This window comes from Streptomyces sp. NPDC040405, assembly GCF_055595765.1.
Genome location: NZ_JBVIVI010000004.1, coordinates 62,452 through 77,227, shown reverse-complemented (window position 1 = coordinate 77,227; position 14,776 = coordinate 62,452). Strand labels below are relative to the sequence as shown.

At 71.0% G+C, this 14,776-nt stretch carries 11 protein-coding genes and 1 pseudogene; 3 read left to right on the top strand and 9 right to left on the bottom strand.

The window, feature by feature from the left end:
- Nucleotides 1-56: 56 nt before the first annotated feature.
- Complete coding sequence (locus ACZ59A_RS18145) at nt 57-818, bottom strand: NUDIX hydrolase (RefSeq protein WP_470959805.1); 762 nt, start codon at nt 816-818, stop codon at nt 57-59.
- 168 nt (nt 819-986) lie between these two features.
- Nucleotides 987-2,372 carry a DUF4192 domain-containing protein gene (locus ACZ59A_RS18140; protein WP_470959803.1) on the bottom strand — a complete coding sequence of 462 codons (1,386 nt, stop codon included), beginning with the start codon at nt 2,370-2,372 and terminating at the stop codon, nt 987-989.
- Between the two features lie 110 nt (nt 2,373-2,482).
- On the opposite strand from ACZ59A_RS18140, the gene ACZ59A_RS18135 reads away from it, so the two are divergent.
- Both ACZ59A_RS18135 and ACZ59A_RS18130 read left to right on the top strand, forming a co-directional pair.
- Nucleotides 2,483-4,672 (top strand): RecQ family ATP-dependent DNA helicase, encoded by a 2,190-nt coding sequence (locus ACZ59A_RS18135; RefSeq protein ID WP_470959801.1) that lies wholly within the window; start codon nt 2,483-2,485, stop codon nt 4,670-4,672.
- 219 nt (nt 4,673-4,891) lie between these two features.
- Nucleotides 4,892-5,512 carry a hypothetical protein gene (locus tag ACZ59A_RS18130; RefSeq protein WP_470959799.1) on the top strand — a complete coding sequence of 207 codons (621 nt, stop codon included), beginning with the start codon at nt 4,892-4,894 and terminating at the stop codon, nt 5,510-5,512.
- Between the two features lie 80 nt (nt 5,513-5,592).
- On the opposite strand, the gene ACZ59A_RS18125 is transcribed toward ACZ59A_RS18130, so the two are convergent.
- The 4 genes from ACZ59A_RS18125 to ACZ59A_RS18110 all read right to left on the bottom strand — a co-directional run bounded on the left by ACZ59A_RS18125 (nt 5,593) and on the right by ACZ59A_RS18110 (nt 8,771).
- Nucleotides 5,593-6,249, bottom strand: a complete 657-nt coding sequence (locus ACZ59A_RS18125; RefSeq protein WP_470959797.1) for a hypothetical protein — start codon at nt 6,247-6,249, stop codon at nt 5,593-5,595.
- Nucleotides 6,250-6,317: 68 nt separating this feature from the next.
- Nucleotides 6,318-7,019 (bottom strand): ribonuclease HII, encoded by a 702-nt coding sequence (locus ACZ59A_RS18120; RefSeq protein ID WP_470959795.1) that lies wholly within the window; start codon nt 7,017-7,019, stop codon nt 6,318-6,320.
- 190 nt (nt 7,020-7,209) lie between these two features.
- Nucleotides 7,210-8,100: an ADP-ribosylglycohydrolase family protein gene (locus ACZ59A_RS18115; protein ID WP_470959793.1), complete on the bottom strand. Its 891-nt coding sequence runs from the start codon at nt 8,098-8,100 to the stop codon at nt 7,210-7,212.
- Nucleotides 8,101-8,111: 11 nt separating this feature from the next.
- On the bottom strand, nt 8,112-8,771 hold the full coding sequence (locus tag ACZ59A_RS18110; RefSeq protein ID WP_470959791.1) for a histidine phosphatase family protein: 660 nt from the start codon (nt 8,769-8,771) through the stop codon (nt 8,112-8,114).
- 183 nt (nt 8,772-8,954) lie between these two features.
- Here ACZ59A_RS18110 and ACZ59A_RS18105 point away from each other — a divergent pair, with 183 nt between their 5' ends.
- Complete coding sequence (locus ACZ59A_RS18105) at nt 8,955-9,578, top strand: TetR/AcrR family transcriptional regulator (RefSeq protein WP_470959790.1); 624 nt, start codon at nt 8,955-8,957, stop codon at nt 9,576-9,578.
- 48 nt (nt 9,579-9,626) lie between these two features.
- Here ACZ59A_RS18105 and ACZ59A_RS18100 read toward each other — a convergent pair whose 3' ends face one another.
- The 3 genes and pseudogenes from ACZ59A_RS18100 to ACZ59A_RS18090 form a co-directional block, all read right to left on the bottom strand.
- Complete coding sequence (locus ACZ59A_RS18100) at nt 9,627-10,232, bottom strand: YdbC family protein (protein WP_468047904.1); 606 nt, start codon at nt 10,230-10,232, stop codon at nt 9,627-9,629.
- A gap of 138 nt (nt 10,233-10,370) precedes the next feature.
- Nucleotides 10,371-11,558, bottom strand: a pseudogene (locus tag ACZ59A_RS18095) (pyridoxal phosphate-dependent aminotransferase); the annotation flags it as partial.
- A gap of 325 nt (nt 11,559-11,883) precedes the next feature.
- Nucleotides 11,884-14,748, bottom strand: coding sequence for a vitamin B12-dependent ribonucleotide reductase (locus ACZ59A_RS18090; protein ID WP_470959788.1), 2,865 nt, complete (start codon nt 14,746-14,748; stop codon nt 11,884-11,886).
- Nucleotides 14,749-14,776: the final 28 nt, after the last annotated feature.

Below are 14,776 nucleotides of genomic sequence, written 5' to 3'. Positions count from 1 at the left end.
TATGTCCTATTTCGTCGGCACATACACCCCCTGCCGAGTCGTCGTGTCACAGGCCGTCACACCTCGGGGCGAAGCATGGGCGGATTGAGCAGCGTGGCGCCCCCGGCCCGGAACAGCTGGGCGGGCCGCCCGCCCTGACGGGTCGTCGTGCCCCCGGTGGGCACCAGGAAGCCCGGGGTGCCGGTGACCTTGCGGTGGAAGTTGCGCGGATCCAGGGCCACGCCCCACACCGCCTCGTACACCCGGCGCAGCTCGCCGACCGTGAACTCCTGGGGGCAGAAGGCGGTGGCCAGCGAAGAGTATTCGATCTTGGAGCGGGCGCGCTCGACACCGTCCGCGAGGATGCGGGCGTGGTCGAAGGCGAGCGGGGCGGCCAGGTCCGGGTCCCGGCCGAAGGCTCCTTCCTGGTCGAGCAGCGACTCGACCGGGGCCCAGCGGACACTGTGGGCGTCGCCCCCGGGCCGGGGCGCGGGCAGGTCGGGCGCCAGCGCCAGATGCGCGACGCTGACCACCCGCATCCTGGGGTCCCGCTTCGGGTCGCCGTAGGTGGCGAGCTGTTCGAGGTGCGCGGCGTTCGGCGGGACCGGAAGCGTCGGGTCATGCGCGTGCAGCCCGGTCTCCTCGGCCAGTTCCCTGGCCGCGGCGGCGGACAGGTCCTCGTCGGCGCGTACGAAACCGCCGGGCAGCGCCCATCGCCCCTTGAAGGGCGGCTCGCCGCGGCGGACGGCCAACGCGCACAGCGCGTGCCGCCGCACGGTGAGCACGACCAGATCCACGGTGACGGCGAAAGCCGGAAAGGCCGATGGGTCGTAGGGCATGGGACGATCATAGTCGTCTGCCTGACGATAATCAGGCCGTTGAGCATGATCGGCAATGTTCCCGAAACCGCTCTCCCAGGCGTTTTCCCGTTCGGCGTTCGCACCTCCTTCCGCATGGAGCGATCACACCCGAGGCGATCCTGACGGTCCGTCCGGCGCCGCCCGTGGTCAGCGGCGGCTGCGCGTGCCGCGACCGCCCGTCCTGCGCCGGGTCCGGGCCCTGCCCTCCGGCCGCCGCCTGGCACCGGACGCGCCCGGTCCGCCGGAGCCGCCCGGTCCGGTGGTGCGCACGGGCCATCGCCGCCCGGTCCGCTCCGGATGGTCTCCACCGTCCGCCGCGGGCTCCGCCTCCGCGGGCTCGGGGGCCGCCTCGGCGGTCGTACCGCCGAGCCGCCGCAGCTCCTCATGGACCGCGGCGTGCACCGCCTGGTCCGCGCTGTCCCGGCGCAGACACTGGCGCAACAGCTCGGGATCGAGCCCCTCGTTGCACGCCTGATGGAGCAGCTTGGCGAAGAGGTAGTGCGGATCGACCCGCAGCGCACGGCCGAGCGCGACCCGGGCCGAGGGTTCGTCACCGGACGACCAGGCGACCCAGCCGGTAAGGGTGAGCGGGGCCGCGGCATGCTCCCCGTACGAGCCGACGCAGCGGCGGGCCAGTGCGCGCCACAGCCGCAGCGCCGCCTCGGCCTCCGGCTCCTCCATCCACTCGGCGGCCCGGTCGCGCGCCACCCGGTCCTGCAACCCGATGATCACCGAGGCGGCTTCCTCGTCGTCCAGCAGGCCGTCGTCGCGGGCGTCGGCCGTGCCCGGGTCGGCGATCGGCGGTGCGCCGCACAAGCGGTCCATCATCCGGCGTGCCGTGCCGAGGGTCTCCTCCCGCACGGCGGCACAGTCCACACCGCCCAGGATTTTCGGTACGAGACGGCTCCCGGCCATGTCCAGCGCCCGCTCCTGCCCCTCGGCGCGGGCCCCGGTGAGCGGCGCGAGCCTGGCCTCCATCTCGCGCAGCGAACCGCGCACGTGCACCCCCGCGAAGGTCGCCGCCGCGGCCATCACCGAGGTGCCCGGCATGGCGAGCGGCACCCCTTCCGGCGGACAGCAGCGCCGGTCGGGACAGACATACGACCAGAACCGGCCGTCGGAAATGCACAGCGCCTCGAAGACCGGCACCTCGAAGCCGCCGCACGCGGTGCGCAGCCGCTGGGCGAGGGGCCGCAGCCGCTCCATCACCTCCCGGCCGGACTCGCCCTCGGCCGGTTCCTGGCACAGGAACAGCACGATCCCATCGGGCCGGTCGCCTCGCCGCTCGCTGCCCCCGATCAGGCACTCGGCGAGCTGGTCGCACACCTCGGGCCACTCCTCGCGGACGCGGGGGATACCGAGCCGGAGTCTGCCGCCGAACCGGCCGCGCGGGCCGTGCAGCGCGATCATCACCACGCTGTCATCGGGGTGGAAGCCCAGAACGTAGGGCAGGGCGTCAGCCAGCTCGGCGGGGCTGCGGAGGGTGACCTGCTCCTCGCCGGACAGACCGGCCGTGTCGTTGTCTCGAGTCATGGCCCGACGGTCCCTCAGCCCGGTCGGCTCCGCCAGCCCTGTGGATAACGTTATCCACAGGCTGCGAGCCCCGTTCGCGCGTTGTCGGGGGGATCGGGTTGCATGGGGGCATGAGCGACGAAAACCTGCGCATCTCGGCCGACCGCGTCCTGACCCGCCTCGTCGGGGACACCTCCGGTTCCGCGCGACTGCGGGAGGATCAATGGCGGGCCATCGAGGCGCTGGTCGCCGATCGCCGCCGGGCGCTGGTCGTGCAGCGCACCGGCTGGGGCAAGTCCGCTGTGTATTTCGTCGCAACCGCGCTGCTGCGCGAGCGCGGCAGCGGCCCGACCGTGATCGTCTCCCCGCTGCTGGCGCTGATGCGCAACCAGGTCGAGGCCGCGGCCCGGGCCGGTATCCACGCCCGCACCATCAACTCCGCGAACGCCGAGGAGTGGGACACCATCCAGGCGGAAGTGGCCGCGGGCGAGGTGGATGTGCTGCTGGTGAGCCCCGAGCGGCTGAACAACCCCGATTTCCGCGATCAGGTGCTGCCCCGGCTCGCCGCCGCCACCGGGCTGCTGGTCGTGGACGAGGCGCATTGCATCTCCGACTGGGGCCATGACTTCCGGCCCGATTACCGCAGGCTGCGCACCATGCTGGCCGATCTGCCCCAGGGCGTTCCCGTGCTGGCCACGACCGCGACGGCCAACGCCCGGGTGACGGCGGATGTGGCCGAGCAGCTGGGCACAGGCGGGCGGGAGAAGCCGGGGGACGAGGAGGGGAGCGCGCGCGCGCTGGTGCTGCGCGGGCCGCTGGACCGGGAGAGCCTGAGCCTGGGCGTGCTGCCACTGCCGGATGCCGCGCACCGGCTCGCCTGGCTCGCCGACCACCTCCATGAGCTGCCGGGCTCCGGAATCGTCTACACCCTCACCGTCGCCGCGGCCGAGGAGGTGACCGCGTTCCTGCGGCAGCGCGGCCACACCGTCGCTTCCTACACCGGCAAGACCGAGAACGCGGATCGCCAGCAGGCCGAGGAGGACCTCCTGGCCAACCGGGTCAAGGCGCTGGTCGCCACCTCGGCGCTGGGCATGGGCTTCGACAAGCCGGACCTCGGCTTCGTGGTGCACCTGGGTTCGCCCTCCTCCCCCATCGCCTACTACCAGCAGGTCGGCCGCGCCGGGCGCGGTGTGGAGCATGCCGAGGTGCTGTTGCTGCCCGGCCGCGAGGACGAGGCGATCTGGCGCTATTTCGCCTCGCTCGCCTTTCCGCCCGAGGAGCAGGTGCGCCGCACGCTGGACGTCCTGGCGGCGGCGGACCGGCCGGTGTCCCTGCCCGCGCTGGAGCCGCAGGTGGAGCTGCGGAGGTCGCGCCTGGAGACGATGCTCAAGGTGCTCGACGTCGACGGGGCGGTGCGGCGGGTGCGCGGCGGCTGGACCGCCACCGGCCGCCCCTGGACCTACGACGCCGAGCGGTATGCGTGGGTGGCGCGGCAGCGCGAGGCGGAGCAGCAGGCGATGCGCGACTACGCGTCGACGGGCGAGTGCCGGATGGAGTTTCTTCGGCAGCAGTTGGACGACGAGAAGGCGGCGCCATGCGGCCGCTGTGACAACTGCGCGGGGGCCCGGTTCACCACCGAGGTCTCCGACGCCTCCCTCGACGCGGCGCGTGGCGAGCTGGGGCGGCCCGGCGTGGAGGTGGAGCCGCGTCGCATGTGGCCGACCGGGCTGCCCGCGGTCGGCGTCGACCTCAAGGGGCGTATTCCGGCGGGCGAGCAGGCCGCGGCCGGGCGGGCGCTCGGTCGTCTCTCCGACATCGGCTGGGGAAACCGGCTGCGTCCCCTGCTGGCCCCGCAGGCTCCGGATACCGCGGTTCCCGACGATGTGGCGAGCGCGGTGGTGACCGTGCTCGCGGACTGGGCCAAGGGCCCCGGTGGATGGTCCTCGGGCGCCCCGGACGCACCAGCCCGTCCGGTGGGTGTGGTCACGATCGCCTCGCACACCCGGCCCCAGCTCATCCAGAGCCTCGGCGAGCGCATCGCCGCCATCGGCCGGATGCCCCTGCTGGGCACCGTCTCGTACCACGACACCGGGGTGGATACCCGGGTGCCGCGCACCAACAGCGCGCAGCGGCTGCGGGCGCTGCACGGGGCACTGACCGTGCCGCCCGCACTGGCGTCAGCCATTGCCGAAGCCGATGGCCCGGTGCTGCTCGTCGATGACCTGGCGGACACGGGCTGGACGTTGGCCGTCGCGGCCCGGCTGCTCCGCCGGGCCGGTGCCGCCGAGGTGTTTCCGCTGGTCCTCGCCGTGCAGGGGTGAGCACGGCGGTGGCCCGCAGGCGGTGAGGAATATAGGAGGCACATAGCCGCAAACCGGCCAGGTGTGCCAACTGCTCATTGCCGCATGCGAGCGCTTCCCGCCAGAATTGTCAGAAGCTCCCCGCCCCGGCCCTCTCGTGGTCCTGACGGGGCCGTGTCGTGGTGTGCGCCCGCGCCCGACCCTCGCACGGACCATGGGCGCGCAGACGAAGGGAGGACCGTGACCTTCGGCTTCGCTCCGCCACCGTCCGCCGATCCCGCTGTCCGGCTGGGCCGGATGCTCGAACCCGCCGAATGGGCCGCCGCCGGCATTCCGCTGCTGCGCAATCCGCGTGAGGTCGTCCTCGGGCTGCACAGCCGCCATCTGCCGACTCCCTCGACGGCCGTGGTCGCGGTCCTCGACCCGGAGGAACGCCTCACGGCGAGCGCGTCGTTCAGCCAGCACGGCTCCGCCGCACCCGACGGATGGGAATTCCGCAACGCGCTCCTGTCCCGGCTACGCCGGGTGATCCCGCACGATCTGCGGCGCCGCTCACCGGTCCGCACCGCCGTGCTGCTCTACTGCCGCGAGGGGGAGAGCCGGTGGACGGAGGAGGACGGCGCCTGGATGTGGGGTCTGCGGGACGCCTGCACCCTGCACGGGCTGCGCTGTGGTGCGTACATCACGCTGACCCGGGAGGGCTGGCAGGTCCTGGGAGAGGGGCGGGGCGGCCGTCGGCCGCACTCCGCTTCGCTCCGGACCGCACTGGGGATCGCCCCCGCACCCGATGGCGACGCCGCACCCCTGCCGCGGCCCCTGGGCAGGGCGCGTGAGGTGCTGCACCGCTCAGCGGCCGTGTGACCGCCGACCGTCCGGAGGCCGGACAGCTCCTTGACGGGCGTCAGGGGCTGCCGGGCACCGGGCGTACGGGAAGTGCGGAGTCAGACGCCCGCGGCCATAAGGGTGTTGATGCGCTGCGGGTCACCACAGACGATCAGCAGCGCCGAAGCACGGCTCATCGCCTGGGGCAGTGCGCGGGCCACGGCATCGTCCGCCCCGCCGTTGACGGCGACGACCACGACCGAGCGGCCCGTGGTGCGGTCGGCGTCCGCGGCGGCGTAGAAGACGTCGTCACCGGCGTCGTGCTGCGCCCAGTAGGACGCCTCGCCGAAGGACAACTCATGTGCCGCCCACGGATGCTGGTCCCCGGTGGCCAGCACCAGGATTTCGCCTGGCGCCCGGCCGGAGTCCAGCAGCAGGTCGACCGCCTCGTCCGCCGCGTCCAGGGCGCCGTCCACCGAAGCGGGGATCAGCTGGATCTGGGGCGCGGCCGCCGAGTCGGGGGCAGTCTTGGCAGCCGAGGCCGCGGGTGCGGTCGGCGCAGGCTTCGCCGCATCGCTCGTGGTGCGCTGCGACGGAGCCGACGAGGTCCCGGCGGAACCACGGTTCGGACCGGGGCTGCCGGGTCGCCGCGGGGCGGGCCGGGGGCCGGGACCAGGGACAGGACGAGGGGTCGGCGCGGTGCGGCCTGCGGCCGGTGTCGCGCGAGGACCCGGGACACTCTCGTGAATCTGAGGCTCCTCGGGGATGAGAGGCATGGGCTGATGTCTATCAAACGTCGGTGCGAGTCGCACCAGCGGGTGGTGGTTTGGACCGGTCGGTCTGCTCAGAAGTCGAAGCCGAGTTGGCCGTCGACCTCCAGCTCGGACGGTCCAGATGTACTGCGCACGCGCTTGAGGTGCCGCCAGCGGGGCAGCCCGTCCAGGTAGGCCCAGGACAGCCGGTGGTGGGGCGTGGGCCCCTGTTCCCGCAGGGCAGCGCGGTGCACGGGGGACGGGTATCCGGCGTTGTCCCCGAACCGGAAGTCCGCGTGCGCGTCTCCCAGTTCGGCCATCAACGCGTCCCGCCGCACCTTGGCGATCACGGAGGCGGCAGCGACGGCCACACAGGACTGATCGCCCTTGATGACCGTGCGGACCCTCCAGGGATCGCCGAGGTAGTCGTGCTTGCCATCGAGGATCACCGCGTCCGGACGGACGGGCAGCCCGTCGAGAGCCCGGGTCGCGGCGAGCCGGAGGGCGGCCGTCATGCCCAGGTCGTCGATCTCCTCGGGCGAGGAGTGACCCAGAGCATGCGCGGTGACCCACGACTCCAACACGGACGCCAGCTCCGTGCGCCTCTTGGGGCTCAGCAGCTTGGAATCCGTGAGCCCGGTCGGCGGACGCCGCAGTCCGGTGACCGCCGCGCAGACCGTCACCGGGCCTGCCCAAGCCCCTCGCCCGACCTCGTCGACACCGACGACGGTCTTGGCTCCTGTCGTGGCGCGGAGCGAGCGCTCGACACTGTGGGTGGGCGGTTGGTAGGCCATGGCGAGGACAACATTACGCCGCTCACCCGGGCGCCGTGTACCCGGATCAGGCGCTACGCCGCAGAGCTGCCGGAACGGGCCCGGTCGCGGACGGCTCCGACGGCCCCGGCACCCAACCCGGCGCGGCACGGGGGCGGTTCGACGGCCCGGCGGACGCGATGTGACCCGGGACGACGCACGGTGCCGTCCGTCAGTCCGCCGACGGGATCCAGGCCGGAAGCGGCTCGGTGTGCTCCTGCCATCCGCGAGGCGGTGCGCCACGTGAACCGGATGCGATCACTCCGCCCGCGATCGCGCAGGTGGTGTCCACGTCCCCGCCGGCCTGCGCGGTCGTCCAGAACGCGTCCTCGAAGGAGTCCAGGTGCCGGGCCGCGGCCCACAGCGCGAAGGGCACGGTGTCGTGGGCGCTGGTGCGGCGGCCGCATCCCAGCACCGCGGCGACGGTACCGGCATCCGCGTAGTCCAGCATGTCGCGGGCGCGCCGCAGCCCGGCCTGGACGGCGCTGCGCGGGACGGCCTCGATCACCCGGTCCAGCAGGACCTCCGGCCCGCCGTGGCCCGCCGGGTCGGCCACCACGGCCGCCGCGGCGGCCACCGCCATCGTCCCCGCCACGGCCTCCCGGTGCTGGTGCGTGGTGTACGCGGAGATCTCCGCCTGATGCGTCGCCTGCTCCACATCGCCCGCGTACCAGGCCCCCAGGGGAGCGATCCGCATGGCGGCGCCGTTACCCCATGATCCCTGGCCCTGGAACAGTCCGGCGGCCAGATCGCGCCAGTCGCCGCCCTCCCTGACCAGCCGGAGCATCCGGTTCACGGCGGGGCCGTACCCCCGGTCGAAGTCATGACGCACGGCGAACGACCGGGCAAGGTCGTCCTGGTCGATCCGGCCGTGCTCGGCGAGAACGGCCAGCACGGAGCAGCCCATCTCGGTGTCGTCGGTCCACTGCCAGGGGGCGGGCGGCAGTTCGCGGCGCTTGAGGAAGGGATAGTTGGCGGGAACGAAGAACTGGGAGCCGAGGGCATCGCCCACGGACAGCCCGCGCAGGCTCGCCAGAGCCCGGTGGTAACGGTCAGCGGTCATCGCTGGGCACTCTAACCGGTGAGTCCGTAGGGCTCGGGTGTGCACCAGCGCTCGAAGGGGCGGTCGAGGTGGTAGCGGCCGTCCGAGCCCAGCAGCAGCATCCGCGTCTCGGCGTTGTCCGGGTTGGACAGGGACTCGAATTCGGCGACGCTCCAGTGCAGCCAGCGCATGCAGAAGAGCCTCATGGTCAGCCCATGGGTGACCAGCAGGACGTTCGGCGGATGCGCCGGGTCCTCGAAGCTGCGCCACAGGCTCTCCAGGAACGCGTCCACCCGGTCGTAGACATCGGCCCCGGACTCGCCCTGCGCGAAGCGGTAGAAGAAGTGCCCGTAGGCGTCGCGGTAGGTCTTCTGCTTCCGCACGTCCTCGCGGTCCTGCCAGTTTCCCCAGTCCTGCTCGCGCAGCCGCGGCTCCTCCCTGACCCGGGTGCGGGACGGGTCCAGGCCGAGCAGCTCCAGGGTCTGGTGGGTGCGCCGGTACGGCGACACATAGACCGATACGCGCTCGTCGGCGAAGGTGGCACGCAGCCCGATACCCGCCTCCTGCGCCTGCTGCCGCCCGGTCTCGGTCAGCTTCAGGGCATGGTCGGGTACGCGTTCGTACACCGAGTCATCCGCATTCCCCTCCGATTCTCCGTGTCGTATGAGGATGATGCGCCGGGGTCGTGCCATGCCGCCCACCCTAGATCGGGCGTGCGGCGAACGCCTCGCTCCCCTCCTCCGCCACCGGGCGGCCGTCCTCCGCCTCGCAGACACGACCGGCGAACCGTCGGCCGACCGAGCCTGCAAACACAACCACAGTTGCATTACCCTCAGGGTGACACGGGAAACCAGCTAACGCAACCGGAGTCGCAATTGCCGTCAGAGAGCGCAGCCCACACCCCGGGCACCGTCCGCCCCGGCGGGCGCACCGCGCGCACCCGCGCCGCGGTCCGCGACGCCGTGCTCACCGGCCTCGCCGAGCACGGCTATCCGGGCCTGACCGTCGAGTACGTGGCCGAACACTCCGGCGTCCACAAGACGACGGTCTACCGGCGCTGGGGCAGCGTCGAGGGGCTGGTGGCCGACGCGCTCCAGCTCGCCGGGGAGGACTCCTGGGCGGCCCCCGACACCGGCAGCCTCGGCGGCGATCTGCGGGTCCTGGCCCGCGAGGTGACCGAGACGTTCGGGGACGCACCGGCCGCCGCAGCACCGACCGCCTTCGTCGCCGCCGCGTTCCAGTCCCGGCGCGCGGCGGAGGCGCTCCACGACTTCTACGCCGAGCGGTTCGCCCGGTGTGAAACCGTGGTGACACGGGCCGTCGAGCGCGGCGAGGCGCCTGTCGGCACCGACGCCGCGGCGGTCGTACGGGCCGTATCCGCCCCGCTCTTCTTCCGGGCGCTCATCACCCGTGAGCCCATAGGCACACCGCTCGCCGACCAATCGGCGGCAGCCGTCGCCGCAGCCGTCCGGGCCGGGGCCTACCTTCCGGCCGGGTGACGATCGGACGCGTGCCCCAAGGGGCCGCGTCCTGGCGCGGTCGCGCCCTCAGACCGTCCATGCGGACTCGACGCCCACCACGTCGCCGGCTATCGCGGCCACGTCCGCCTCCGTCTGTGCGCGCAGCCCCAGCCGCTCGACCCGCTCCACCCGGTACTTCCCGTGCTCGGCGGCCGAGTCCCACATCGACAGCACGAGGAACTCGTTTCCCGGCGCCTCGCCGAAGACCCCGCGCAGCATGCCGGGCGACCCCGCCATCGCCGGATTCCACACCTTCTCCTGTACCAGCGTGAAGTGGTCCACCCGGTCCGCGTGCACACGGCAGTGCGCGACCCGCAGCACGTCCGCGTCATGGAATCGGGGCTGGAAACCGACCTTCACATCGAAGCGATGCTCGAAGAGCCGGACCTGCATGTTCCGGTACGTGCCGGACTGCGCGGCCGCCAATCGGTTGTGCGACCGCGCCATGAAGGAGTCGTAGAACGCCCGGCTCTCCCAGAACGCGAAGACGTGCGCCACGTTCGGCCGCCCCCGGCTCCAGCCACCGCCCTGCCCCCGGAATCCCGGCTCGCCGGGCATCCCCGCCCACTTCCGCTGCCCCCGCTCGAACCCCGGGCGGTCCACCACGGTGCAGCGAATCCACTTGACCAGCACCGCGCCATCCTACGGCCCCGGCGGTGGCCCGCGTCACACAGCAAACCGTCCACCCGGCGGTGGACGGGGATGCCACGAAGGAGACCGCGTCCGCCCTCCCCCATGGGCCTCCGGTCACCGCCGCCTGCGCCCCGTACCCGGTCCCGGAAGCCCCGCACCGGCACCCGGCATTCCGTTACCGGGCCCCGGAAGCCGCATGCCCGGACCCGGCGCGTACGCCGCCTGCAGCTGCTGTCCTCCGGGAAGGGGCGCGTACCAGGCGCTTCCGTACAGGACGCTGCTGAGCCCGGACAACAGCCGTTGCACATCGGGTTCCGATCGCACCACCAGCCGCATGAACTGGCTGCTGCTGCCGAGCTTGTTGCCGCACTCGCGCACCAGCACGCCGTGTTCGGCGAGCAGCCGGTCCCGGACCTGCACGCCGTTCGCCCCCTCCGGCAGTTTGACGAACACGAAGTTTCCCTGTGAGGGGAAGACGGTCATGCCCGGCAGACACCCCAGTTGCGAAATCATTTCCTGCCGGTCGCGGGCGAGCATCCGCAGACTCATCTCGTAGTCCTGCTGGTGGTCCTTGAGCATGAAGACGATGATCTCGGCGAAGGAATTGAGGTTCCACTTCGGCAGCCTGGACCGGATCTTCCCGGCGAGCGAGGGGTTCGCCACCAGATAGCCGAAACGCACGCCATGCAGGCCGAAGTTCTTTCCCAGGCTGCGCAGGACAACGGCGTTCGGGCGCAGCACGGCCTCGTCGACGACGCTCGGCCAGGGGCCGGAATCAGGGTCGGCGAACTCGAGGAAGGACTCGTCGATGACGACCAGATCGAGGTCCGCGAGGGAGTCCATGAACGAAATGACGGCATCACGGGAGAGGAGACCGCCGTCGGGATTGTTGGGATTGCAGATGACGGCGGTGCGCGACCCTCTCAGCCGTATGAACGACACGAAGGCATCCGGGTCGAGGGCGAAGCCGTGCCGCTCCGGCAGCCGGAACATGTCCACGCGCTTACCGGTTTCCTCCGGCTGGTCCGTCCACCGGCCGAAGGTGGGGATCGGCACGGCCAGGCTGTCCTTGACGAGCAAATGGTCGATCCAGGTGATGAGTTCCGTCGACCCGTTTCCCATCGCCATGGTCTGTGGCTGCAGATCGAGCAGATGCGCCAGTTCGGCTGTGATCGTATCGGCGGAGCTGGGGTAATAGGTAAGAATTTCCCGCAGCATGGCCGACAGCTCGTCGAACATGCCGGGGGTGGGGAAATAGGGATTGCAGGGGATACAAAAATCCACGATGTCCTGTCCGCCGCCCGAAACTCCCGCGCGGTTCAGCATGAAGTACGACGGACTGTGGTTGGTGCCCCGGAAAAGCTGTGCGGCATTACCCGTGTTGCCGATGGCGGCGACAGTCACAGCAAGACCTCCTCGGTCACATGGGCCGTGCTGGGCACGACGTGCGGCTCCGCTTGCACAGAGCGTCGCGCACGAGCCACCGCCAGTCGGGGCGTTGCCAAATTTCATGGCGCGTGTGAGAAGTCGAGTGACAGGAGATACCGGAACCGCTACAGTCCCCTCGGCTTCTGCCCGGCCCCGCCCACGCAAGCGGGGCGCGGCCCGAAGGCCACGCCCCGCATCGATGGTCACCCGCCAGGGCGGACGATCAGCTGCAGCCGCTCGTCGAGCCGCAGCCCTCGCACAGGTAGCAGCTGCCCGCGCGGCGCATCTTGGTGCCGCAGGAGAAGCACAGCGGTGCGTCCGCGTTCAGGCCCAGCTGGATCTCGACCAGCTCGGTCGAGCTGTGGGCCTCCTTCGGGGCGGACGCCTCGGACTGGGCGACGGTCGTGGTGGCCTTCGGGGCCTCCAGTCGGCGCGGCGCCGACTGGGCCAGGCTCTCGACGTCGACGTCGTCCTCGGACGCCTCGTACGAACCGGTCTCCAGGTGGCGCTGGCGCTCCTCGGCGGAGTGGATGCCGAGCGCGGACCGGGTCTCGAACGGCAGGAAGTCCAGCGCCAGCCTACGGAAGATGTAGTCGACGATCGACTGGGCCATCCGCACGTCCGGGTCGTCCGTCATGCCGGCCGGCTCGAAGCGCATGTTGGTGAACTTCGAGATGTACGTCTCCAGGGGCACCCCGTACTGGAGGCCGACCGAGACGGCGATGGAGAAGGCGTCCATCATGCCCGCGAGGGTCGAACCCTGCTTGGACATCTTCAGGAAGACCTCGCCGAGGCCGTCGTCCGGGTAGGAGTTCGCCGTCATGTAGCCCTCGGCGCCGCCGACCGTGAAGGAGGTGGTGATCCCGGGACGGCCCTTGGGCAGGCGCTTGCGGACCGGGCGGTACTCGACGACCTTCTCGACCTCCGGCGCGGCCTGCTCCACCGCCTTCTCCTCCTTCTTCTTGGCGGAGAGCGGCTGGCCGACCTTGCAGTTGTCGCGGTAGATCGCCAGCGCCTTGAGGCCCAGCTTCCAGCCCTCGAAGTAGATCTCCTCGATCTCCTCGACGGTGGCCGACTCCGACATGTTGACCGTCTTGGAGATCGCGCCGGACAGGAACGGCTGGGCAGCGGCCATCATCCGCACATGCCCCATCGGCGAGATGGAGCGCTCGCCCATCGCGCAGTCGAAGACCTCGTAGTGCTCGGGCTTCAGCCCCGGCGCGTCGATCACATTGCCGTGGTCGGCGATGTGGGCGACGATCGCCTCGACCTGCTCCGGCTGGTAGCCGAGCCGCTTGAGCGCCTTGGGGACCGTGTTGTTCACGATCTGCATCGAGCCGCCGCCGACCAGCTTCTTGAACTTCACCAGGGCCAGGTCCGGCTCGACGCCCGTGGTGTCGCAGTCCATCATCAGGCCGATGGTGCCGGTGGGGGCGAGCACCGACGCCTGGGCGTTGCGGAAGCCGCTCTTCTCGCCGAGGCGCAGCACGTCCTGCCATGCCTCGGTGGCCGCCGCCCAGACCGGCGAGTCCAGGTCGTCCACGCGCTTGGCGATGGCGTTGGCGTCCGAGTGCTGCTTCATGACGCGGTTGTGGGCGTCCGCGTTGCGGGCGTAGCCGTCGTACGGGCCGACGACGCCCGCCAGCTCGGCGGAGCGCTTGTACGAGGTGCCGGTCATCAGGGAGGTGATGGCTCCGGCCAGGGCCCGGCCGCCGTCGCTGTCGTAGGCGTGGCCGGTGGCCATCAGCAGGGCGCCGAGGTTGGCGTAGCCGATGCCCAGCTGGCGGAAGGCGCGGGTCGTCTCGCCGATCTTCTCGGTCGGGAAGTCCGCGAAGCAGATGGAGATGTCCATCGCGGTGATGACCAGCTCGACGACCTTGGCGAAGCGCTCGGCGTCGAAGCGCTGGTTGCCCGCGCCATCGTCCTCGAGGAACTTCATGAGGTTGAGCGAGGCCAGGTTGCACGAGGAGTTGTCCAGGTGCATGTACTCGCTGCACGGGTTGGAGGCGGTGATCCGGCCCGACTCCGGCGAGGTGTGCCAGTAGTTGATCGTGTCGTCGTACTGGATGCCCGGGTCGGCACAGGCCCAGGCCGCCTCGGCCATCTTGCGGAAGAGGGACTTGGCGTCGATCTCCTCGATGGCCTCACCGGTCATGCGGCTGCGCAGGCCGAACTGCGAGCCGGACTCCACGGCCTTCATGAACGTGTCGTTCACACGGACCGAGTTATTGGCGTTCTGGTACTGGACGGACGTGATGTCGTCGCCGCCCAGGTCCATGTCGAAGCCCGCGTCGCGCAGGGCGCGGACCTTCTCCTCTTCCTTGACCTTGGTCTCGATGAACGCCTCGACGTCCGGGTGGTCGACGTCGAGCACGACCATCTTGGCGGCCCGGCGGGTCGCGCCGCCCGACTTGATCGTTCCGGCGGAGGCGTCGGCGCCGCGCATGAAGGAGACGGGCCCGGAGGCGTTGCCACCGGAGGAGAGCAGTTCCTTGGAGGAGCGGATGCGGGAGAGGTTCAGGCCGGCGCCGGAGCCGCCCTTGAAGATCATCCCCTCTTCCTTGTACCAGTCCAGGATCGACTCCATGGAGTCGTCCACGGAGAGGATGAAGCAGGCGCTGACCTGCTGCGGCTGCTTGGTGCCGACGTTGAACCACACGGGCGAGTTGAAGCTGAAGACCTGGTGCAGCAGCGCGTACGTCAGCTCGTGATCGAAGATCTCGGCGTCCGCCGGGGAGGCGAAGTAGCCGTTGGCCTCGCCGGACTTGCGGTACGTGCTCACCACCCGTTCGATGAGCTGCCTCAGGCTCGCCTCACGGTCCGGAGATCCGACCGCGCCGCGGAAGTACTTGCTCGTGACGATGTTGACCGCGTTCACCGACCAGAAGTCGGGGAATTCCACGCCGCGCTGTTCGAAGTTGACCGACCCGTCACGCCAGTTGGTCATGACGACGTCACGACGCTCCCACGCCACCTCGTCGTACGGGTGCACGCCGGGGGTGGTGTGGACGCGCTCGATACGCAGACCCTTGTTCTTGCTTCCCTTGGAGCGGGAGCCTCGTGCGGGGCCGCTCGTCGTCTCTGTCATTCCGCCTCCCAGTACGGGCGAAAACGCC

Bases quoted from the DNA above. Each gene is read 5' to 3' on its own strand.
- ACZ59A_RS18140 (WP_470959803.1), bottom strand. From the start codon at position 2,372: ATGACTCGAGACAACGACACGGCCGGTCTGTCCGGCGAGGAGCAGGTC.
- ACZ59A_RS18135 (WP_470959801.1), top strand. From the start codon at position 2,483: ATGAGCGACGAAAACCTGCGCATCTCGGCCGACCGCGTCCTGACCCGC.
- ACZ59A_RS18115 (WP_470959793.1), bottom strand. From the start codon at position 8,100: ATGACCGCTGACCGTTACCACCGGGCTCTGGCGAGCCTGCGCGGGCTG.
- ACZ59A_RS18090 (WP_470959788.1), bottom strand. From the start codon at position 14,748: ATGACAGAGACGACGAGCGGCCCCGCACGAGGCTCCCGCTCCAAGGGA.
- ACZ59A_RS18110 (WP_470959791.1), bottom strand. From the start codon at position 8,771: ATGGCACGACCCCGGCGCATCATCCTCATACGACACGGAGAATCGGAG.
- ACZ59A_RS18125 (WP_470959797.1), bottom strand. From the start codon at position 6,249: ATGCCTCTCATCCCCGAGGAGCCTCAGATTCACGAGAGTGTCCCGGGT.
- ACZ59A_RS18145 (WP_470959805.1), bottom strand. From the start codon at position 818: ATGCCCTACGACCCATCGGCCTTTCCGGCTTTCGCCGTCACCGTGGAT.
- ACZ59A_RS18120 (WP_470959795.1), bottom strand. From the start codon at position 7,019: ATGGCCTACCAACCGCCCACCCACAGTGTCGAGCGCTCGCTCCGCGCC.